Annotated in this window: 18 protein-coding genes and 2 pseudogenes; 16 read left to right on the plus strand and 4 right to left on the minus strand. The window is 72.9% G+C overall.

The features are described from left to right. The first annotated feature begins 72 nt into the window (after nucleotides 1–72). The 8 genes from E6U81_RS18625 to E6U81_RS18660 all read left to right on the plus strand — a co-directional run bounded on the left by E6U81_RS18625 (nucleotide 73) and on the right by E6U81_RS18660 (nucleotide 8,045). Nucleotides 73–615, plus strand: a complete 543-nt coding sequence (locus E6U81_RS18625; protein ID WP_136231231.1) for a hypothetical protein — start codon at nucleotides 73–75, stop codon at nucleotides 613–615. Between the two features lie 160 nt (nucleotides 616–775). Beyond that, on the plus strand, nucleotides 776–1,357 hold the full coding sequence (locus E6U81_RS18630; protein ID WP_206309965.1) for a TetR/AcrR family transcriptional regulator: 582 nt from the start codon (nucleotides 776–778) through the stop codon (nucleotides 1,355–1,357). Between the two features lie 284 nt (nucleotides 1,358–1,641). Continuing rightward, complete coding sequence (locus E6U81_RS18635) at nucleotides 1,642–2,676, plus strand: agmatine deiminase family protein (protein WP_136231232.1); 1,035 nt, start codon at nucleotides 1,642–1,644, stop codon at nucleotides 2,674–2,676. An 85-nt stretch (nucleotides 2,677–2,761) separates the two neighbouring features. Continuing rightward, the gene (locus tag E6U81_RS18640; RefSeq protein WP_136231233.1) at nucleotides 2,762–4,429 is read left to right on the plus strand and encodes an ABC transporter substrate-binding protein; all 1,668 of its coding nucleotides are present in this window, start codon (nucleotides 2,762–2,764) and stop codon (nucleotides 4,427–4,429) included. Continuing rightward, nucleotides 4,426–5,385: an ABC transporter permease gene (locus E6U81_RS18645; RefSeq protein ID WP_136231234.1), complete on the plus strand. Its 960-nt coding sequence runs from the start codon at nucleotides 4,426–4,428 to the stop codon at nucleotides 5,383–5,385. The genes E6U81_RS18640 and E6U81_RS18645 overlap by 4 nt, the downstream gene beginning before the upstream one ends. Further along, nucleotides 5,382–6,236, plus strand: a complete 855-nt coding sequence (locus tag E6U81_RS18650) for an ABC transporter permease (protein WP_136231235.1) — start codon at nucleotides 5,382–5,384, stop codon at nucleotides 6,234–6,236. The genes E6U81_RS18645 and E6U81_RS18650 overlap by 4 nt, the downstream gene beginning before the upstream one ends. Next, nucleotides 6,233–7,228: an ABC transporter ATP-binding protein gene (locus E6U81_RS18655; RefSeq protein ID WP_136231236.1), complete on the plus strand. Its 996-nt coding sequence runs from the start codon at nucleotides 6,233–6,235 to the stop codon at nucleotides 7,226–7,228. Before E6U81_RS18650 ends, E6U81_RS18655 begins: the two co-directional genes overlap by 4 nt. Beyond that, entirely contained in the window at nucleotides 7,221–8,045 is an 825-nt protein-coding gene (locus E6U81_RS18660) for an ABC transporter ATP-binding protein (protein WP_136231237.1), read from the plus strand. The genes E6U81_RS18655 and E6U81_RS18660 overlap by 8 nt, the downstream gene beginning before the upstream one ends. 22 nt (nucleotides 8,046–8,067) lie before the next feature. On the opposite strand, the gene E6U81_RS18665 is transcribed toward E6U81_RS18660, so the two are convergent. Continuing rightward, nucleotides 8,068–8,721 carry a TetR/AcrR family transcriptional regulator gene (locus tag E6U81_RS18665; RefSeq protein ID WP_136231238.1) on the minus strand — a complete coding sequence of 218 codons (654 nt, stop codon included), beginning with the start codon at nucleotides 8,719–8,721 and terminating at the stop codon, nucleotides 8,068–8,070. Nucleotides 8,722–8,888: 167 nt separating this feature from the next. On the opposite strand from E6U81_RS18665, the gene E6U81_RS18670 reads away from it, so the two are divergent. Together E6U81_RS18670 and E6U81_RS18675 are read left to right on the plus strand one after the other, a co-directional pair. After that, entirely contained in the window at nucleotides 8,889–10,043 is a 1,155-nt protein-coding gene (locus tag E6U81_RS18670; protein ID WP_136231239.1) for an agmatine deiminase family protein, read from the plus strand. Nucleotides 10,044–10,199: 156 nt separating this feature from the next. Beyond that, nucleotides 10,200–11,450, plus strand: coding sequence for an MFS transporter (locus E6U81_RS18675; protein ID WP_136231240.1), 1,251 nt, complete (start codon nucleotides 10,200–10,202; stop codon nucleotides 11,448–11,450). Here the strand turns inward: E6U81_RS18675 and E6U81_RS18680 are convergent. Beyond that, nucleotides 11,422–12,456, minus strand: coding sequence for an FUSC family protein (locus E6U81_RS18680; protein ID WP_168714666.1), 1,035 nt, complete (start codon nucleotides 12,454–12,456; stop codon nucleotides 11,422–11,424). The genes E6U81_RS18675 and E6U81_RS18680 overlap by 29 nt on opposite strands. Nucleotides 12,457–12,558: 102 nt before the next feature. Between E6U81_RS18680 and E6U81_RS18685 the strand changes: the two are divergent. Beyond that, nucleotides 12,559–13,073 (plus strand): annotated as a pseudogene (locus E6U81_RS18685) (DM13 domain-containing protein). Nucleotides 13,074–13,091: 18 nt separating this feature from the next. Here E6U81_RS18685 and E6U81_RS18690 read toward each other — a convergent pair. Then, nucleotides 13,092–13,259: pseudogene (locus tag E6U81_RS18690) on the minus strand (UTRA domain-containing protein); the annotation flags it as partial. Nucleotides 13,260–13,274: 15 nt separating this feature from the next. Between E6U81_RS18690 and E6U81_RS39880 the strand changes: the two are divergent. The 3 genes from E6U81_RS39880 (at nucleotide 13,275) to gdhA (ending at nucleotide 15,789) form a co-directional block, all read left to right on the plus strand. Beyond that, entirely contained in the window at nucleotides 13,275–13,508 is a 234-nt protein-coding gene (locus tag E6U81_RS39880; protein WP_276615814.1) for a TetR/AcrR family transcriptional regulator C-terminal domain-containing protein, read from the plus strand. Nucleotides 13,509–13,628: 120 nt separating this feature from the next. After that, complete coding sequence (locus E6U81_RS18700; RefSeq protein WP_136231242.1) at nucleotides 13,629–14,273, plus strand: dihydrofolate reductase family protein; 645 nt, start codon at nucleotides 13,629–13,631, stop codon at nucleotides 14,271–14,273. Between the two features lie 160 nt (nucleotides 14,274–14,433). Then, nucleotides 14,434–15,789 carry an NADP-specific glutamate dehydrogenase gene (gene gdhA, locus E6U81_RS18705; RefSeq protein ID WP_168714667.1) on the plus strand — a complete coding sequence of 452 codons (1,356 nt, stop codon included), beginning with the start codon at nucleotides 14,434–14,436 and terminating at the stop codon, nucleotides 15,787–15,789. Between the two features lie 136 nt (nucleotides 15,790–15,925). On the opposite strand, the gene E6U81_RS18710 is transcribed toward gdhA, so the two are convergent. Continuing rightward, entirely contained in the window at nucleotides 15,926–16,576 is a 651-nt protein-coding gene (locus E6U81_RS18710; protein ID WP_136231243.1) for a TetR/AcrR family transcriptional regulator C-terminal domain-containing protein, read from the minus strand. Nucleotides 16,577–16,651: 75 nt separating this feature from the next. On the opposite strand from E6U81_RS18710, the gene E6U81_RS18715 reads away from it, so the two are divergent. Together E6U81_RS18715 and E6U81_RS18720 are read left to right on the plus strand one after the other, a co-directional pair. Next, the gene (locus tag E6U81_RS18715; RefSeq protein WP_136231435.1) at nucleotides 16,652–18,145 is read left to right on the plus strand and encodes an FAD-dependent oxidoreductase; all 1,494 of its coding nucleotides are present in this window, start codon (nucleotides 16,652–16,654) and stop codon (nucleotides 18,143–18,145) included. Between the two features lie 160 nt (nucleotides 18,146–18,305). After that, on the plus strand, nucleotides 18,306–19,505 hold the full coding sequence (locus tag E6U81_RS18720; RefSeq protein WP_136231244.1) for a S8 family peptidase: 1,200 nt from the start codon (nucleotides 18,306–18,308) through the stop codon (nucleotides 19,503–19,505). The last annotated feature ends 73 nt before the right edge of the window (nucleotides 19,506–19,578 follow it).

The following is a 19,578-nucleotide window of genomic DNA, read 5'->3' on the forward strand; positions in this document are numbered from 1 at the left end:
GGGCGTCGAGGACCTCGGGGACACCCTCGGTGTCCGAGAGGTTGTCGCCGGTGTTCACGACGAAGACGGCGCTTGCCGACGGCCGCCGCGGCGGTGGCCGCGACCCTGCTGGCCTGCGCCGCAGCCGTGTACTACCTGGACGGCCCGGCAGAGGGCGAGGGGGGCCCGGGCGGGAGCTCCGCCACCCCGTCCGGCCCGCCCGCAGCCTCCGCCCCCGCGGACCCCTCGGCCTCCGCCTCCGCCGGCTACGTGCCCGGCTACGCCCGGGCCGAGCTCACCGCCCCCGACTCCGGCTACGAGTTCGACCTGAAGGCCGGGAAGGTCGTGGCCGCGGAGACGGCCACCTGGTACCTGGCGCGCGACGGCCGGGCGTTCCTGCCGTCCGAGGACTCGGACGCCTTCGTGGCCGAGGGCGGGGAGCTGACGGTGGCCGACTGCCTGCGCGGCATCGAGACCCGTCCGGCCTCCGCCCTGCCCTTCGGTGCGCTCGCCCGGTCGCGGCCGTTCTGCGTGCGCAGCCCGGACCGCGGCGAGATCGCGATCGTGCGCCTGGTCGCCGCGTCCGCCGACGGCTCCGTCACGATCGCCGCGGACCAGTACCGCCGGACTGCTTGACTGAATTTTCAGTAGCCGCGAGGATGCCGAGTCATCCCGCCTCTTCCCCTTGGGAGGGCCCATGGACGCGTCCGGTGCCACCCGGCCGCTCCACCCGCCCCCTGATGCCTGCGACGGGCCGCGTACGCCGGCACCGGAACGCCCCGGTAAGGTGCGGTCCATGGCGTCTCGCAGCACTCAGATCCTGGAAGCGGCCGCCCGGGTGATCGCCCGGCGCGGGGTCCGCGGGCTGCGCGTGGAGGAACTCGCGGCCGAGGCGGGCGTGTCGACCGCCCTGATCTACTACCACTTCAAGGACCGCACCGGGGTTCTGCGCCAGACCCTCGAGTTCATCAACGACCGCGCCGAGCGCTACACCACGGACCGCGACCCGGACGACCCTCCGCTCACCCCCCGGGAGGAGCTGGAGGAGACTCTGCTCCTGGAGCTCCAGGACACCGTGGAGGTGCGGGAGAACAGCTCGGCCTGGGGTGAACTGCGGGCGAGCGCCGTCTTCGACGAGGTCCTGCGCGAGGATCTGGCCAGGGCCACCCTGGTGTGGGTCCAGGAGGTCGCCGCGCTGCTGGGCCAGGTGCACCCGATGGCGCCCGCGTCGTCGCTCGCCGCCGCCGCCGAGCGGCTCACCGCCCTGCTCGAAGGGCTCAGCATGCGCTGGCTCAGCGGCGGCATCAGGATCGGTCATGCGCGGGAACTCATGAGCGGCGCCATCGACGCCGAACTGGCCGGTCTCCGCCAGGGCTGACCCGCCCGCCCTTCCCTCCGATCGCCCGCAGGCCCGCCCCCCGGTGGCCTGCCCTTTTCGCCGCCCCATCTATTGACTGAATTTTCAGTCAATGCCAGAGTGGGCGCAACCCGAGCCGCCGGCCTGTGTGACCGCTCGCCCCGCTCCTTGCTGGGGAGCCCTGTTCCGGCAAGGTCCGCCGCGCACCCTTCTCGCCGCCCGGGCCGACCGCACTGCCGCCCGAACTCTTGACTGAATTTTCAGTCCGGTGGAAGACTCTGCCAACGAAAGAAGTGGGACACCTGATGTCTGAATACCGTATGCCCGCCGAGTGGTCCGAGCACGAGGGCTGCCTGATGGCCTGGCCGGTCCGCGAGGACCTGTGGGGGAGCGTGCTGGCCGGCGTGAAGGAGGAGTACGCGAACGTCGCCCGCGCCATCGCCGCATTCGAGCCCGTGACGATGGTCGCCCCGCCCGGCCACGGCGACGACGCCCGCGCCCACTGCGGCGCCGACACCGTCGGCCTCACCGTCATCGAGCTGCCGCTCGACGACTCCTGGTTCCGCGACTCCGCCCCGCTCTTCGTCCTCGACGCCGACGGCAACCGCGCCGGCGTCGACTTCCGCTTCAACGCCTGGGGCGGCAAGCACCACCCGTTCGACGCCGACGACCGGATCAGCACCCTGCTGCTGGACCACCTCGGGGTCGACCGCATCGCCTCCGACATGATCCTCGAAGGCGGAGCGATCACCGTCGACGGCGAGGGCACCCTCATCACCACGGAGCAGTGCCTCCTGCACCCCAACCGCAACCCCGGCCTCGGCCGCGACGCGATCGAGGCCGAGCTGAAGGCCCGCCTCGGCGTCACCAAGGTCATCTGGCTCCCGTACGGCGGCCTCCTCGACACCGAGACCGACGGCCACGTCGACGGCGTGTGCGCGTTCGCCGCGCCCGGCACCGTCGTCGTCTCGCTGCCGTCCGACCCCACCCACCCCGACTACGCCCGGATGCGTGCGAACCGCGCGGTGCTCGAGGCCGCCACCGACGCCCGGGGCCGCCGCCTGGAGATCATCGACGTACCGCAGACGGCCTTCGCGGACCTCGCCGACGGCCGGATCGAGGTCTCCTACCTGAACTACTACGTTGCCAACGGCGGCGTCGTCGTCCCCGTGGCCGGACTGCACCAGGACGAGGACGCCCTCGCCGTCATCGCCACCGCCCACCCCGGCCGCAAGGTCGTCGGCGTACGCGCGCTCGCGATCGCGTTCGGCGGCGGGGGCGTGCACTGCATCACCCAGCAGATCCCCGTCGCCGCACGGCGCGCGGCCGACGCCGGCTGACCGGGCACCGAACGTTCCCAGCGGACCGCCCCGGCGGTCCGCCCGCTCCTCCCCCCGCATCCCTCACGGCAAAGAGAGCGCGACGATGAACACCACCACACCCCGCACGAGCAGACGGCCCCACCGTCGGCCGGGCCGCCGTGCAGCGGCCGTCACCGCCGCCGTCCTGACCACCTTCTCCCTGCTCGCAGCCTGTTCGGGCCCACCCGGGAACGAGGGCGGCGCCGTCACCGACACCCACCTCTCCGTCTCCACGCCGCCCGCGCGCGGTGAGATCGACTCCTTCAGCTGGGCCGTCTACGCCGAACCGCCCACCCTCGACTACACGATGGCCTTCGACTACCCCCAGAACACCGTCCTGTCCAACGTGTGCGAGAGCCTGATGCGCTGGACCCCGGCCCTCACCACGGAGCCCGGCCTCGCCCAGAGGGCCTCCAACCCCGCGCCCACCACCTGGGTCTACGACCTCCGCCCCGGCGTGCGCTTCCACGACGGCAAGGAGATGACCGCGGACGATGTGGTCTTCAGTCTCGGCCGCCAGACGGACCCCGACAACGCGGCCGCCTGGGCGCAGGTCTTCCAGAACGTCGCCTCCGTGACCAAGACCGGACCGCTCCAGGTCACCGTCGAACTGAAGAAGCCCGACTCGCAGTTCCCGCAGTACATGGCCACCGCCGCCGGAGTGGTCGCCTCCAAGGCGGGCGTCGAGGCGGCGGGCAAGGACTACGGCACCCCCGGCGGCCTCGCCTGCACCGGTCCCTTCACCCTCGGCACGTGGAACAAGGGCCAGTCGATCGAACTCGACCGCTTCGACGGCTACTGGGGAACCAGGGCCAAGTCGAAGAAGGCCGTGTTCCGCTTCATGACCGACCCGTCGGCCCGGACCAACGCCATGCTCAGCGGCGAGGTCGACGGCGGCTACCTGATCCCCACCGAGAGCTACGCCCGCCTGCGGGCCGCCGGCATCGGCACCCTCTACTTCGGCGAGGGCCTCAGCACCGTCAACGTCAACATCACCGACATGAAGGGCCCCCTCGGTGACGTCCGCGTCCGCCGGGCCCTGTCCCTGGCACTCGACCGCACCGGATTCGTCAAGGCCGGACTCGGCGGCGCCGGCACCGTCACCAACTCCCTCACCACCCGGGCCGCCTGGGCCGCCGCGCCCGAACGCACCCTGAAGGCCGCGTTCGACCGCCTCCCGCCCACCGGCCAGGACATCGCGAAGGCCAAGGCCCTCGTCGAGGAGGCCGGCGCCACCGGCAAGACCCTCACCGTGGCCACCAGCTCCATCGGCCAGGACGTCTCCCTCCTCGCCACCGCGGTCCAGGCGGCCGGCACGCAGATCGGCCTGGACATACGGCTGAAGACCATCGCCCCGAACGCGTTCACCGCGCTGTTCACCGACCCGCAGGCGCGCGAGGGCATCGACATGTTCCCGCTCACCTACTACGACTCGATCACCGACCCGCTCGACCTGCTGCAGAACTTCAAGACCGGCGCCTACATGAACTTCGCCGGCTACAGCGACCCCGAGTACGACCGGCTCGTCGACCAGGCCACCGCCGCCTACCCGACCGAGCAGCGCATGGACATCGAGGCGAAGCTCCAACGCCACGCCGCCGAACAGCTGCTGTGGATCCCCGTCTCCGAATGGCCCACCGCGCTCTTCATGAACAAGCGGATCACCGGCGCGCCCACCACCATCTCCTACATGTACCACCCGTGGGCCGCCGACGTGGGGGCCGCTCAGTGAGCTTCGCCAGGTTCGCCGTGCGAAGGGCGGCGGAGATGGCCGCCACCCTCCTCACCGCCTCGTTCGTCGTCTTCGGTGCCATGTACCTGGCACCGGGCAGCCCGGCGAGCTTCCTGCTCGCCGGTCGGTCCGCCTCCCCGGAGGCCCTGGCCGCGATCAACGCCCAGTACCACCTGGACGACCCCTTCCTCGTACGGTACTTCCGCTGGCTCGGGGGCGTGCTGCAGGGCGACTTCGGACGGTCGATCACCTACCGCACCGACGTCTCGCGCCTCCTGGCGGACCGGCTCCCCGTGACACTGCTGCTGATCACCATGGCCCTCGTGCTGGTCGTCGCGGTCGGACTGCTCCTGGGCCGGATCGCCGCCGTCCGCGGCGGGGCCGCCGACTCGGCGATCCTCGTCACCACGACGTTCGCCGTCGGCACCCCGTCCTTCGTCGCGGCGGTCCTGCTCCAGGGCCTCTTCGCCGTGCAGCTCGGCTGGTTCCCCAGCAGCGGGGCCGGCGACGGCCTCGGCGACATGCTCTGGCACCTCACCCTCCCCGCGATCGCCCTGGCGCTCTACCTGACCGGCATGCTCGCCCGGGTGACCCGCTCCGCCATGCTCGAAGCCCTCGACAGCGAACACGTCACCGTCGCCCGCAGCCGCGGAGTGCCCGAACGCCAGGTCATCCGCCGCCACGTGCTGCGCAACTCCCTCGGGACGGTCCTGACCACCGGCGGACTCATCGTCTCGACCCTCCTCGTGTGCACCATCCTCGTCGAGACCGCGTTCGGCATCGGCGGCATCGGCCAGCTCCTGGAACTGTCCACGACCACCAAGGACTTCCCGACCGTCCAGGCCGTCTCCCTGATCATCGTCGCCCTGTTCATGATCGTGAACCTGGTCGTGGACCTGCTGCTGCCCCTGGTCGACCCCCGGGTCACCCTCGGATCCAGGAAGGGCGCCGCATGACCGCCGTCCTCACCCGCCGCCCCGGCCTGTCCCGGATCCGCGCCACCGGTTCCGCGCTCCACCTCCTCTGCCTGGGGCTCGTCGCCGTCGTCGTCCTCGCGGCACTGCTCGCACCGCTCCTGGTGCCCTACGACCCCAACGCCGTCGACCTGGGCAACGCCCTCGCCGGCCCCTCGGCGGCGCACCCGCTCGGCGTGGACGCCGCCGGCCGGGACACCCTCTCCCGGCTGCTGCTCGGCGCCCGCACCTCGCTGCTCGGCCCGCTGGGCGTCGTCGTCTTCTCCACCGTCGCCGGCATCGCCGTCGGCATGGCGGCCGCCTGGCGCGGCGGCCGGCTCGACTCCGTCCTTTCCCGCAGCACGGAGCTGGTCTTCGCCTTCCCCGGCATGCTGCTGGCCATCCTGATCATCTCCGTGTACGGCGAAGGACTGCTCGCCCCCGTCATCGCGCTCGCCGTCGCCTACCTGCCGTACGTCAGCCGCCTCACCCGCTCACTCGTCCTGGCCGAACGCTCCCGGCCGTACGTCAGCGCCTACCAGGTGCAGGGCCACTCGGCCGTGCAGATCTGCCTGCGCCACATCCTTCCCAACATCGCCCCCGTCGTCCTCGCCCAGTCCACCGTCAACTTCGGCTACGCCCTGATGGACCTCGCCGGGCTGTCCTTCCTCGGGCTCGGCGTACCGGCGCTCACCCCCGACTGGGGCCGCATGGTCTTCGACGGGCAGACGGCCATCCAGCACGGCTACCCGCTGTCCGCGATCCTGCCCTGCGCCTTCATGGTGCTGACCGTGGTCGCCTTCAACGTGGTGGGCGAGCGGTGGGCCGACCGTGTCGCCAGGAGAGACCGATGAACCCCACGCAACCGGTGCACACCCTCGACATCCAAGGCCTCAGGGTCACCCTGCCCGGGACCGCCCGGCCCGTCCTCGACGGCGTCGACCTGAGCGTCGGCGCGGGCGAGACCGTCGCCCTCGTCGGCGAGTCCGGCTCCGGCAAGAGCCTCACCTCCCGCAGCGCCCTGCGCCTGCTGCCGCCCGGCGCGGTCGTCGAGGGCGCCGTACGGGTCGCCGGGGAGGACGTGCTCACGATGGACGCCGACCGGCTGCGCGCCGTACGGGCGGGCTCGGCGGCCATGGTCTTCCAGGACCCGCGCGCCGCCGTCAACCCGCTGCGCCGCATCGGCGACTTCCTCACCGAGAGCGTCACCCTCGCCGGGGCCACGAGCCGGGCGGACGCGACCGCCCGAGCCGTGGAACTCCTGGGGGCGGTGGGCCTGGACGAGTCCGTCCTGCGCAAGTACCCCGGCCAGGTCTCCGGCGGCATGCTCCAACGCGTCGTGATCGCGGCCGCCCTCATGGGCGACCCCGCGCTCCTGCTCGCCGACGAGCCCACCACGGCGCTCGACGTCACCAGCCAGGCCGAGGTCGTCGCCCTCCTCGCCGCCCTGCGCGAACGCTTCGGCACAGGCCTGCTCTTCGTCACCCACGACCTCGACCTCGCCGCCGCCATCAGCGACCGGGTCTACGTCATGTACGCCGGGCGGATCGTGGAGACCGGGCCCGCCGAGGTCCTCTTCGCGCGCCCCCGACACCCGTACACGGCCGCCCTCCTGGCCTCCACCCCGCGGATGGAGGGCCCCCGGGGCAGGCTCGCCGCGATCGAGGGACAGCCGCCGGACCTGCGGGAGCCGCTGCACGGCTGCGCCTTCGCCACCCGCTGCCCGCTGGCCACGGAGGTCTGCGACCAGCGGGCCCCGCAGCCGGCCGCGGCCCCGGACCGGCCGGACCACCGGGCCAGCTGCCACCACAGCGGCCTGCTCGAAGGGAGCGCCGTCGATGCCTGAGAACGTACTGGAGGCCAGGGGGCTGCGCCGCACCTTCGGCGCCGTCCGCGCCGTGGACGACGTCTGCTTCGCGCTCCCCGCGGGCGGATCGCTCGGCGTCGTGGGCGAGTCCGGCTCCGGCAAGACGACCACCGCCCGCATCGTCGTCGGCCTGGAGCGGGCCGACGCCGGAGAGGTCCTGGTGCGCGGCCGGTCCCGGACCGGGCACGCCCGCGCCGGCGGGCGCTCGGCGCGGCTCGCCCGCGCCCGGGAGGTGCAGATGGTCTTCCAGGACCCCTACCTCTCCCTGGACCCGCGCACCGGGGTCGGAGCGGCCCTGCGGGAGACCCTCCGGCTGCACTTCCCCGGGCGCGACCACGCGCGGCGCGCGACCGAACTCCTCGACCAGGTCGGCCTGGGCACCCGGGCCGCCGACGCCCTGCCGCGGCAGCTCTCCGGCGGCCAGCGCCAGCGCGTCGCCATCGCCCGGGCCCTCGCCGTCGAGCCGGCCGTCCTCGTCCTGGACGAGGCGGTCGCCGCCCTCGACGTCTCCGTGCAGGCGCAGATCCTCAACCTGCTGGCCGACATCAGGGAGCAGACCGGGATCGGGTACCTCTTCATCACCCACGACCTCGGAGTCGTGCGGTGCGTGACCGACGAGATCGTGGTGATGCGCCACGGGGCGGTCGTCGAGCAGGGCCGCACGGAGGAGGTCCTCGCCGCGCCCGCTCATCCCTACACCCGGCTGCTGCTGGAGTCGGTGCCCCGCCCCGGGTGGGACCCGCGGGCGATCGCGGCCGCCCGCCGGGCCCTGTGGGCGCCCCCCGATCCGGTGTGATCCGCACGGCACCCCGCAGGGGTCAGGCGCCGGCGGCGAGCGTACGGATCAGGGTGCGCAGCACCGCCCCGGAGTCGACCTCGGAGCCGAGCGACTCCGCGGCCGCCAGGCCGTCCACGGCGGCGGCCACGGCCTCGCCCAGCGCGAGGGGGTCGACATCACGGCCGCGGCCCGGGCCCGCGTCCCGTTCGTCGGCCAGGACCTGGAAGAGAGTGACGAAACAGCGGCGCCAGCGCCGGTACTCCGCCTCCAGGCTCTCCCGCACCCGCTCGTCGTTCAGCGCGTGCCAGTGCAACGCGGAATGGAGGTGGGAGAGTTCGGCGCCCTCGGGCCGGGAGAGCAGCGCGACCACCCGCTCGGCCCGCTCGGCGAACGCCCCGGGAGCGGCGACCGCCTCTTCCAGGGGGAGGATCCACTCCGGGCGGATGTCCGTGACGACCGCCAGGACGAGATCGGTGCGGTCCTGGAAGTGGTAGTGGCACATCCCGTGCGATACGCCGCACAGCGCGGCCACGTTGCGCGTGGTGAAGCGTTCGCCGAGGCCGCCCGCGAGCAGCGTCCGCGCGGCGGTGATCAGCCGTGCCCGGGTCTGCTCGCCCTTCGCCGAGGCGCGGGGCCGCCCCGTGCGTGCGGGCGGAGCCGACGGGTCCGGGGAGTCCTTCGCGGAAGCTGCCATGGCGTCACTCTAACGAGCCCGCGTGTCGCGACCTGGGGCTTTCCCGGATCCTCCGGAATGCCCCCGTCCTAAGTATTGACCGAGCGCTTGGCCAGTTTTAGCTTTCCGGTCAACCCCGCAGTCGCCGCGGGTAGTTCGCGGAGTTCACCCCCACCAGGAGACCCCTCATGAACGATCACGCAGCCAACCCGCCCCGTGCGGGCATGGACAGACGCCGGTTCCTGACGGCCGCCGGCCTCACCGCCGCGGCCGCCACCCTCGCGGTGGCCGAGGGGCGGGCCCGGGCCGCGGCCCGCCCGGCCCCCGCGGCGGCGGGTGCCTTCCGGGTACCGATCGAGGACGTCCGCCACACCCGCACCTGGATGGCCTGGCCGGACAGCAGCTCCATCTGGGGCAGCAAGCTCGGCGGCGTTCAGTCGGACATCGCGCTCATCGCCCGCACCATCGCCACGTACGAACCGGTCTACCTCTGCGCCAACTCCGCCTCCGCCGCCAAGGCCCGCTCCATGTGCGGCTCCACCGTCACCGTCATCACCACCATCCCCGTGGACGACTGCTGGATGCGCGACTCCGGACCCGTCTTCCGCACCGACGGAGCGGGCGGCCTGGACGCGGTCGGCCTCAACTTCAACGGCTGGGGCAAGAAGCAGGCCCACGCCAAGGACGCCCTCGTCGCGGGCCGGATCGCGGCCCACGTCGGTGTCCCCTTCTCCGCCGCCGGCCTGGTGGGGGAGGGCGGCGCGGTCGAGCAGGACGGCGCGGGCACCCTGATGGCCACCCGCAGCAGCCTCGTCAACCGCAACCGCAACCCCAACACGTCGCAGGCGCAGATCGAGGCCGCGCTGTGCACCGCCTACGGCGCGACCAAGGTCATCTGGTTCGACGGAGTGGTCGGCCAGGACATCACCGACGACCACGTCGACGCGACCTCCCGCTTCCTCGCCCCGGGGAAGGCCCTCGTCCAGACGCCCCTGGCCTCGGACAACGACGTCTACGCCAAGGACGCGCGCCAGCAGTACCAGATCCTGTCCGGCGCCACGACCGCGGGCGGCGTCCGGATGTCCGTCGAGCGGCTCCAGGGCCCCGACTACTACAAGATCCGCTCCACCAACCCCGACTTCCTCGCCTCCTTCGCCAACTACTACGTGTGCAACGGCGCCGTCATCAGTGGCCAGTTCGGCGACACCCGGGCCGACCAGGCGGCCAAGGCCACGCTGACCCGGCTCTTCCCCGGCCGAGTCGTCGAACAGCTCAACATCGACCGTCTCGGCACCGGCGGTGGCGGGATCCACTGCGTCACCCAGCAGCAGCCGGCCCCGTAACCCGCCCGCCCGCCCCGACACCGCGAGGACGAGGCCACCGGCCCGCCGGAACCCGGCGGAACCGGTGGCCCTGCCGGTTTGACCGCCGGTGCACGGCTCGCTTTGATCCCAGGGGCGGCACGAGGTCGTCCGTACGGAGAGCGGGGCGGACTGATCATGGTGGGCGGGCGGTCGCTGGGCCGGCGGTTCGGCTGGCTGTGGACCTCGTACGCCGTCAGCACGCTCGGCACCTGGCTCGCCTTCGACGCGTTCCCCCTGATCGCGATCCTCGTGCTGCACGCCGGCACGACCCAGGTGTCCTTGCTGGCCGCCGCGGGGCCGGCGATCGGCGCGGTGCTGGCCCTCTCGCTCGGGCCGTGGGTGGAATCCCGCCCCAAGCGGCCGGTGATGGTCGCCATGGACCTCGTCCGGTTCGCGGCGCTGACCAGCGTGCCCGTGGCGTTCGCGCTCGGCGGGCTCACCTTCGCCCAGCTCCTGGTCGTCTCGGTCGTGGTCGGCGCGGCCGGCATCGCCTTCACAGCGGCCGGCGGCGCCTGCCTGAAGGAGATCGTCCCGCCGCAGGACCTGCTCGTCGCGAACGGCCGGTTCGAATCCACGACGTGGACCGCCACCCTGCTCGGACCGCCGCTCGGCGGGGCCGCGATCGCCGCGTTCGGGCCGGTGGCGACCGTCATGGCCAACGCGGTCAGCCACCTGCTCTCGGCGGCGGGGATCCGCGCCATCGGGGCACCGGAGCCGCGCCCCGCCCCCGCCGGACCACGTGAACGCCTGCGGCCGGGCGACCTGTTCGAAGGCTGGCGGCACATCCTGGCCGACCCCGTGCTGCGCCCGCTGTTCCTCAACACCGCCCTGGTCAGCGGCCTGATCATGGCGACCTCGCCGCTGCTGGCCGTCCTCATGCTCGGCCCGCTCGGGTTCGCGCCCTGGCAGTACGGACTCGCCTTCGCCGTGCCGTGCGTGGGCGGCCTGATCGGCTCCCGGCTGGCGCCGCGGCTCGTCGAGCGGTTCGGCCGGCACCGGGTCATGCTCACCGCGGGGGCGCTGCGGGCCTGCTGGCTGCCGTGGCTGGCGTTCACCGGACCCGGCACGTCCGGGCTCGTGCTCGTCATGGCCGTCGAATGCGGGCTGATCACCTGCATGGGCGTCTTCAACCCGGTGCTGGCCACCTGCCGGCTGGAGCGGACCCCTGCCGACCGGGCCGCCCGCACCCTGCTCGCCTGGTCGGTCTCCGGCAAGGCCGCCATCGCCGCGCTGACCGCCCTGTGGGGCCTGCTGGCCGTCGTCACCGGCCCGCGCGCCGCGATCGCGATCGCCGGCGTCCTCGCCCTGGCCACCCCGCTGCTGCTGCCGCGGTCGGTCCCGGCGGAGCGGACCGCCGTCAGCGGCGGGCCGCGAGGTGGTCGCTGAGGGCCTCGTGCGTCAGGTGCAGGCCCGCCCGCAGGACCGCGTCGTGCCGGGTGGGATGGGCCGAGCGGTGGGCGAGGTCCAGGCCGCGGGCCCGGTCGAGCTCCGCGGCGAACGCGGCGCCCCGCAGGGCGGCGTCCAGGGCCAGCGCGGTCGCCCGGACCAGCGGGGCGATGTCGCGCAGCGCGGGATCGGGCGCGGACGGTGCGGGCGCCGCCGAAGGGTCCGGGGCCGGGCCGCGGGCCCGCTCCTGGAGTTCCTGCGTGAAGCACTGGAGGGTCACGGCGCTCCGGGCCGCCAGGCCCAGCCGCCCGTCGAGCCCGTCGGGCGGCGTGCGGGTCCGCCGACGGCGCGCGGTCCGGTCGAAGGCGGCCCGGCAGGCCTGCGGCCGCAGCCACAGCTGCGCCCCCTCGGGCAGCGGATCCGGGGCGGCGGGCGGCCCGCCGCGGGCGAGCCGGCCGGCCACCCCGTCGAGGAGGCGCCCGACCCCGGCCCGGTACGCGTCGAGGCCCTCCGCGGCCGACCGGTAGGGGTCCGGCGGCCACAACAGCGGTCCGAGCAGCACCACCACGGCGATGCCGACCAGGGTCTCCGCCAGGCGCGCCAGGGGGTACCCGGGGAGAGCGGTGGCGTAGATCATCAGCGCGGTGATCAGGACCTGCTGGTTGGGGGACCCGCGCCGGCCCAGCAGGTACATGCCCGCGCAACCGCACACCAGCACGGCGAGGAAGGACAGGGACGAGGGCGGCAGCCGGTCCAGGAGGAGCGTGCTGAGCGCCACGCCCACGAAGACGCCCAGGAGGCGCTCCCACGCCAGGCGCGGCGCCGCGTACACGTCCTCACGGAGGATCAGGACGGCCGGCAGGGCGGCGGGCACGGGCGCCGTGCTCGTCCCCCACCACAGGCAGAGGTACCAGGGCACCGCGGCGCAGATCACCAGCCGGGCGCCGGACCGCAGCCCTGCGCCGACGGACGGGGTGAGGGGATCGACGGCGACCGTACCGGGCATAACGGACATCGTAGGGTTCGCCGTACCGCAGCCGGCCGAACCGCGCGACGAACGACCGAGGAGTGCGACGTGGGACGTGAGGGCGGTCGGCGCCGGCCGCTGCTGATCGCCGCGGCGGCCGTGGTGGCGGTGGTGGCCGTACTGGTGGGCGTGGGGCTGTACTGGTTCGAACCGTGGAAGCTGTGGCAGGAGCAGGCGGTGAGCGAGGTCCTGCCCAGTGCGGCGCCGAGCGCGCGGCCCTCGGATTCCGCCGGGCCCGCCGCACCCCGGACGCTCGCCACGGGCGACCTCATCAGCCACGAGCACACCACCACGGGCAAAGTGAAGATCATCCAGCTGCGGGACGGCTCGCGCTTCCTGCGCCTGGAGGGGCTGGACACCAGCAACGGCCCGGACCTGAGGGTGTGCTGACCGACGCCCCAGTGCAGGAGGGCGTGGCGGGCCGGCGCGTCTTCGACGACGGCGAACACGTCAGCCTCGGCGAGCTCAAGGGCAACAAGGGGGACCAGAACTACCCGGTCCCGGGGGACGTCAATCTGGCCGACTGCACCAGCGTCAGCATCTGGTGCGACCGCTTCGACGCCTCCTTCGGCGCGGCCGCCCTCACCCCGGCCTGAGCCGGAGGAGGGAGCGGCTCAGGCGTCGTCGAGGGCCGGGCCCGTGCGGCGGGCCAGGGGGTTGCTGCCGATGGAGTTGTGGATGCTGAAGCCCACCGCGTCCGAGCGGTAGCGGTCGTCGGACCACTCGACCGGCCGGCCGTCGCGGGTGGTGGTCATGCGGCGCACGCGCAACAGCGGGCTGGTGCAGTCGAGGCGCTGCTGGCCGGCGGACTCGGCGACCGCGAGGCCGCCTGGACCTGCTGGTCGATCGTCTACTTCGTGCTGGGCCTGGCCCAGGAGGAGCAGGCCGCCGACCGCGCCCAGGGCGAGGTGCTGGCCGCGGCCCTGGCTCCCGGCGGGTATCCGGCCCTGAGCCGCGTCGGGGCGCACCTCGCCGACGCCTCCTTCGACGAGCGCTTCGAACACGGCATCGGACTCATGACCCGCCGGTGACCCCGCGCGGACATCCGCCGCACCGGTTTCCGCAGCACCGGTTTCCGTCGCGCCGATGAGTCCGCGGGCTCCCGCCGGTCTATTCCTTGACGGAGGAAGAACCGACACCGGGAGCACGTCATGGGACTCATCCACATCGAGCTGTTCGCGACCCTCGACCTCGTCGGCCAGGCGCCGGGAGGCCCTGACGAGGACCCGGAGGGGTTCCCGTTCGGCGGCTGGCAGGCGCCCCTGCTGGACGAGACCGCCGGGGAGCAGGTCGGCGCCGCGTACGAGGGCACCGACGCCCTCCTGCTCGGCCGGCGGACCTACGACATCTTCGCCGCCCACTGGCCCCACCAGGAGGGCGGTCAGGACGACGACATCGCCACGCTGTTCAACCGGGTCCCGAAGTACGTGGCCTCGCGCGGCACACCGGACCTCGCCTGGGCCGGATCCAGCCTGCTCGGCCCGGACCTCGCCGGCGCCGTGCGGGAGATCCGCGACCGGCACGAGCACATCAAGGTCGTCGGCAGCCTGGACCTCGTACAGACCCTGCTGCGCGAGAAGCTCTTCGACCGGCTCGACCTCTGGGTGCACCCGATCGTGCTCGGCGTCGGGAAGAAGGTGTTCGACGGGGGAGAGGTGCCGACGAACCTCACGCTCCTCGAACCCCCGGCCGCCGGTCCGAAGGGCACCGTCTACCTGCGCTACGGCCTCGCCGACGGCGTTCCCGCGACCGGGGACATGAGCGCACCCGATCGGGGTACCGGAAGCGACGGCTGAGGCGCCTGCCGTCCGCGGTTTTTGTCCGCAGGGCAGCAGCCTTCCCCAGAGCGGCACCGTGCGCGGTAGCCTCCGCGAAAGGGCCGCCCTCTGGAAGAACTCTTCCGAAAGCGCGTGTTCGTTGCGCGCCGCAATTCGGAATCGACCTGGAAGGACATACGTGAAGGACTCGAAGGACAGGCTGGAAGCACTGCGGGCCGAGATCGAGCGCCGCAACCCCGCACAGCCCGAGTTCCACCAGGCGGTACGGGAGGTCCTCGACACGCTGGCCCCGGTCTTCACCGCCCGGCCCGAGTACGCCGATCCGGCCGTGGCCCTGGTGGAGCGGCTCACCGAGCCCGAGCGGCAGATCGTCTTCCGTGTCCCGTGGCAGGACGACCGGGGCCGGGTCCACGTCAACCGCGGCTACCGCGTCGAGTTCAACAGCGCGCTCGGCCCGTACAAGGGCGGCCTGCGCTTCCATCCTTCGGTGGACATCGGCGTGGTGAAGTTCCTCGGCTTCGAGCAGATCTTCAAGAACGCCCTGACGGGCCTGGGGATCGGCGGCGGCAAGGGCGGCAGCGACTTCGACCCGCGCGGCCGCTCGGACGCCGAGGTCATGCGCTTCTGCCAGTCCTTCATGACCGAGCTGCACCGGCACATCGGCGAGCACACCGACGTCCCCGCCGGGGACATCGGCGTCGGCGGCCGCGAGATCGGCTACCTCTTCGGCCAGTACCGGCGCATCACCAACCGCTGGGAGGCCGGCGTCCTGACCGGCAAGGGACAGGGCTGGGGCGGATCCGCGATCAGGCCGCAGGCGACCGGCTACGGCAGCGTGCTGTTCGCCGCCGAGATGCTGAAGGTCCGGGGCGAGTCGCTGGACGGGCTGACCGCGGTGGTCTCCGGCTCCGGCAACGTCGCGCTCTACACGGTCGAGAAGCTCCAGCAGCTCGGCGCGAACCCGCTGACCTGCTCGGACTCCCAGGGCTACGTCATCGACGACAAGGGCATCGACCTCGCGCTGCTCAAGCAGGTCAAGGAGGTCGAGCGCGGGCGGGTGAGCGAGTACGCGGAGCGCCGCGGGTCCTCGGCGCGCTTCGTGCCCGGCGGCCGGGTCTGGGAGGTGCCGGCGGACATCGCCTTCCCCTCCGCCACTCAGAACGAACTGGAGGCGGGGGACGCCCGTACGCTCGTCGCTGCCGGGGTCAAGGCGGTCTCCGAGGGTGCCAACATGCCGACCACGCCCGAGGCCGTACGGATCCTGCAGGAGGCCGGGGTCGCGTTCGGGCCCGGCAAGGCCGCCAACGCGGGCGGGGTCGCGGTCAGCGCCCTGGAGATGAGCCAGAACGCCGGCCGGGCGGCCTGGAGCGCGCAGCGGGTGGAGGACGAACTCGCCGCCATCATGCGGTCGATCCACGCCGTCGCCCACGAGACGGCCGAGCGCTACGGCGCGCCGGGCGACTACGTCACCGGCGCCAACATCGCCGGCTTCGAGCGGGTCGCGGACGCGATGCTGGCCCAGGGCGTCATCTGACCGGTAAGGACCGGCGCGCCGGTGCCGTGAGGGAGCGGTCCGGGACTTCTGTCCCGGACCGCTCCTGCGCGTCCGGGCTCCCGTCGCGCGCGGGCCCGGGTCCGCCCGCCCTGTCCCGCCTGGCGGCGGCACGGGTCTAGGAGATGCCGTAGCGCGCCTCGATGCCCGCGACGAGCAGGCGCAGGCTCTCCTCGAAGCCCGAGGAGAAGTCCTGGAAGAGCTCCGCGCCCGCGGCCGCCGCCAGGGGGAAATCCGCCATCCGCGCGGCGCGTTCGTCCGGGTCGTAGCCGTCGCGGCGGTCGCCCGGGAGGGGCTCGACCCCCTGTTCCTCGGTGACGAAGCCCAGCGTGAAGTAGTAGGCCGTGGTGAGCGCGCGGACGGCCTGGGGGAGGCCGAATCCGGCCTCGACGAGGCCCCGGAGGTTCTCCTCCATCTGGACCGCGTGGTCGGTGCCGGTGAAGCGGGAGCCGCTGTAGACCTTGGCACCGTCGCGGTAGCCGAGCAGGGCTGCGCGCAGTCCCGTGTTGGCGATCGTCAGCCGTTCCTGCCACGAGGCGTCCGCCGGGATCCGCTGCCCGGCGACCATCCGCCGGTACATCTCGGTGGCCATCTCGTCGAGCAGCTCCTGCTTGTTCTTGAAGTGCCAGTAGAGGGCCGGCGCCTGGACGTCCAGCTCCTTGGCGATCGCGCGCAGGGTCAGTCCGTCGAGGCCGACGTCGTTCAGCAGCCGCAGCGCGGTGTCCACGGCCTGCTTCTTGTCCAGCTTGGGGGGTCTCCGAGTTGCCACGCTTGACAGTTTAACAGCGTTAAATGCATGCTGGCGGCGGCTGAATTTAACAGCGTTAAGGAGAGTGTCGTGAATATGTCAATCCAGCGCACGGACGTGCTCGTCGTCGGCGCCGGCCCCACCGGGCTCGCGCTCGCCGTCGACCTCGCACGCAGCGGAGTCGACGCCCTCGTCGTCGAGCGGTCCGGCTCCCTCTTCCCGGGGTCGCGCGGCAAGGGGCTCCAGCCCCGCACCCTGGAGGTGCTCGACGACCTCGGCGTGTACGAGGAGATCGGGGCGGCGGGCGCCCCCTACCCGGTCGGGATGGTCTGGCAGGACGGCGTCCGCGTCGGCGAGCACCGGATGTTCGACGACGTCGCCGCGGACGAGGGCGCCCCGTACGCGGGCCCCTGGATGGTGCCGCAGTGGCGGACGCAGGAGATCCTCGCCGCGAGGCTCGCGGAGCTGGGCGGCGAGGTCGCCTTCGGCCGGGAGGTGACGGGCGTCGAACAGGACGCGCACGGGGTGACGGTCGCCTTCGCTGAAGGGGCGCCCGTCCGCGCGCGCTACGCCGTGGCCGCGGACGGCGGCCGGTCCACCCTGCGACGCGCGCTGGGCATCGGCATGACCGGCGAGACGGTCGACCCGAGCCCGATGCTCGTCGCTGACCTCCGCATCACGGGCCTCGACCGCGACAACTGGCACGTCTTCCCGCCGGCCGGCGGCGCCGGCTTCCTCGCCATCTGTCCGCTGGCCGGAACGGAGGACTTCCAGGCGGTCGCGCAGTTCCAAGAGGGCGTCGAGCCCGACCTCTCGCTCGACGGGATCCGCGCCCTGGTCGCCGCCCGCTCCCACCTCGCACCCGGCGACGTGACGCAGGTGCGCTGGGCCTCGGACTTCCGGCCGCGGGCCGCCATGGCCGACCGGTTCCGCGACGGCCGCGTCTTCCTCGCCGGCGACAGCGCGCACGTGCACTCGCCCGCCGGCGGGCAGGGCCTCAACACCAGCATCCAGGACGCCTACAACCTGGGCTGGAAGCTGGCGGCCGTACTGCGCGGGGGAGCCCGCGAGTCGCTGCTCGACTCCTACGAGGAGGAGCGGCTGCCGGTTGCCGCCGACATGCTCGGCCTGTCCACCCGCATCCACCGCGGGCAGGCCCGGCGCGGCGCCGCCACCCGGCAGCTCGGCCTCGGCTACCGGGGCTGCTCCCTCGCGGTGGAGACCCGTGCGGACCTGGGTGAAGGAGCCCTGCGGGCAGGCGACCGCGCACCGGACGGGATCCGGGGCGGCGTCCGCCTGTTCGAGGAGTTCCGCGGGGCGCACTGGACGCTGCTGGCCGTCGGCGACGCCGCGGCCCCCGGCCGCGACCTGCCGGACCTGTCCGGGTTCCCGGGGCTCGCGGCGGTCCGCACCGTCCGGATCCCCTCGTACGAGGCGTACGGGGACGGGGTGTTCCTGGTCCGTCCCGACGGCCATGTCGGGTGGGCCGGAGCCTGCGCGGAGGGGCTCGCCCGCTACGCGGCCGCCCTCGCGGGACAGCCGCGACCCGGCCGCCGAAAGAACGTGCTTATTACACGCGGGAGTTCGTGAGAACGCGTGTGCGAGATGGAGGAGGTGTGGAGGGGCTATTAAGAAACCTTGTTGAACAAGTCCTTACCCCCGGTTCGCCCTTGATTTGCTCCTGTCAATCGGAACAGGGTTCTACAGAACGTTTGACGCCCCACACGTCAACACGAGGAGAACCCTCTTCATGGCAACTCACAAGCGATCCAAAGCCCTTCGCAACACGGCGATAGCAGCGGGAGCCGCAACAGCGGTCGCCGCGGGCCTGTTTGCGAGCCCCCTGGCGGGCGCGGCCACACCGGCCGAAGGGACTGTGCACGGCCTCGGCGCCCCGGGCGCCGTGGACGGCAGCTTCGTCGTCATCCTCGACGCATCCGCGAACAAGGAGGACCTGGCGAAGAAGTACGGCGGCAAGCTGGAGCGCGCTTACGGCTCCAAGGTCAACGGTTTCTCCGCCTCCGGCCTGACGGAGAAGGAGGCCAAGCGGCTCGCCGCGGACCCGGCTGTCGGCACCGTCGTGCAGAACAAGCGCTTCACCATCAACGAGACCCAGGAGAAGCCTCCGTCCTGGGGCCTGGACCGGATCGACCAGGCCGCCACAGCCGGCGACCAGAAGTACACGTACCCCGACGGCGGCGGCGAGGGGGTGACGGCCTACGTCATCGACACGGGCGTCCGCACCACGCACAAGGACTTCGGCGGCCGGGCCACCAGTGGCTTCGACGCCATCGACAACGACGAGACCGCCGACGACGGCAACGGCCACGGAACGCACGTGGCCGGAACCATCGCCGGCACCTCGCACGGCGTCGCGAAGAAGGCCAAGATCGTCGCGGTGCGGGTGCTGGACGACAACGGCTCCGGCACCACCGAGCAGGTCGTGGCGGGCATCGACTGGGTGACGCAGAACCACTCCGGGCCGTCCGTCGCCAACATGAGCCTCGGCGGCGGCGCCGACGAGGCGCTGGACGCGGCGGTCAAGCGGGCCATCGACGCGGGCGTGAGCTTCGCGGTGGCGGCCGGCAACGAGTCCTCCGACGCCGGCCAGGGCTCCCCCTCCCGGGTGCCCGAAGCCCTCACGGTCGCCTCCAGCACCGAGGACGACCAGCAGTCGGACTTCTCGAACTTCGGCTCGGTGGTGGACCTGTACGCGCCGGGCTCGGAGATCACGTCGGCCTGGAACGACAGTGACACCGGCGTCAAGACGATCTCCGGTACCTCGATGGCCTCCCCGCACGTGGCGGGCGCCGCCGCCCTGTACCTGGCGGCCAACCCGTCCGCGACGCCGGCCGACACGGCCGCCGCGCTGACCGGGGCCGCGACGAAGGGGGCCATCAAGAACCCCTCCTCCGGCACGGAGAACAAGCTGCTGAAGGTCGCGCAGTAACCCTTCGCCAGAGCCATCGGGAGCGGCCCCCCGCACAGCGGGGGGCCGCTCCTCGGCGTGCTGCCCAGCGTGG

It is taken from the genome of Streptomyces sp. A0592, from assembly GCF_004795115.1.
Classification (GTDB): domain Bacteria; phylum Actinomycetota; class Actinomycetes; order Streptomycetales; family Streptomycetaceae; genus Streptomyces; species Streptomyces erythrochromogenes.

Excerpts from the sequence above, each read along its gene's own strand:
- E6U81_RS18630 (WP_206309965.1), top strand. The coding sequence starts at position 776 with ATGGCGTCTCGCAGCACTCAGATCCTGGAAGCGGCCGCCCGGGTGATC.
- E6U81_RS18635 (WP_136231232.1), top strand. The coding sequence starts at position 1,642 with ATGTCTGAATACCGTATGCCCGCCGAGTGGTCCGAGCACGAGGGCTGC.
- E6U81_RS18640 (WP_136231233.1), top strand. The coding sequence starts at position 2,762 with ATGAACACCACCACACCCCGCACGAGCAGACGGCCCCACCGTCGGCCG.
- E6U81_RS18650 (WP_136231235.1), top strand. The coding sequence starts at position 5,382 with ATGACCGCCGTCCTCACCCGCCGCCCCGGCCTGTCCCGGATCCGCGCC.
- E6U81_RS18655 (WP_136231236.1), top strand. The coding sequence starts at position 6,233 with ATGAACCCCACGCAACCGGTGCACACCCTCGACATCCAAGGCCTCAGG.
- E6U81_RS18660 (WP_136231237.1), top strand. The coding sequence starts at position 7,221 with ATGCCTGAGAACGTACTGGAGGCCAGGGGGCTGCGCCGCACCTTCGGC.
- E6U81_RS18665 (WP_136231238.1), bottom strand. The coding sequence starts at position 8,721 with ATGGCAGCTTCCGCGAAGGACTCCCCGGACCCGTCGGCTCCGCCCGCA.
- E6U81_RS18670 (WP_136231239.1), top strand. The coding sequence starts at position 8,889 with ATGAACGATCACGCAGCCAACCCGCCCCGTGCGGGCATGGACAGACGC.
- E6U81_RS18675 (WP_136231240.1), top strand. The coding sequence starts at position 10,200 with ATGGTGGGCGGGCGGTCGCTGGGCCGGCGGTTCGGCTGGCTGTGGACC.
- E6U81_RS18680 (WP_168714666.1), bottom strand. The coding sequence starts at position 12,456 with ATGCCCGGTACGGTCGCCGTCGATCCCCTCACCCCGTCCGTCGGCGCA.
- E6U81_RS18700 (WP_136231242.1), top strand. The coding sequence starts at position 13,629 with ATGGGACTCATCCACATCGAGCTGTTCGCGACCCTCGACCTCGTCGGC.
- E6U81_RS18715 (WP_136231435.1), top strand. The coding sequence starts at position 16,652 with ATGTCAATCCAGCGCACGGACGTGCTCGTCGTCGGCGCCGGCCCCACC.
- E6U81_RS18720 (WP_136231244.1), top strand. The coding sequence starts at position 18,306 with ATGGCAACTCACAAGCGATCCAAAGCCCTTCGCAACACGGCGATAGCA.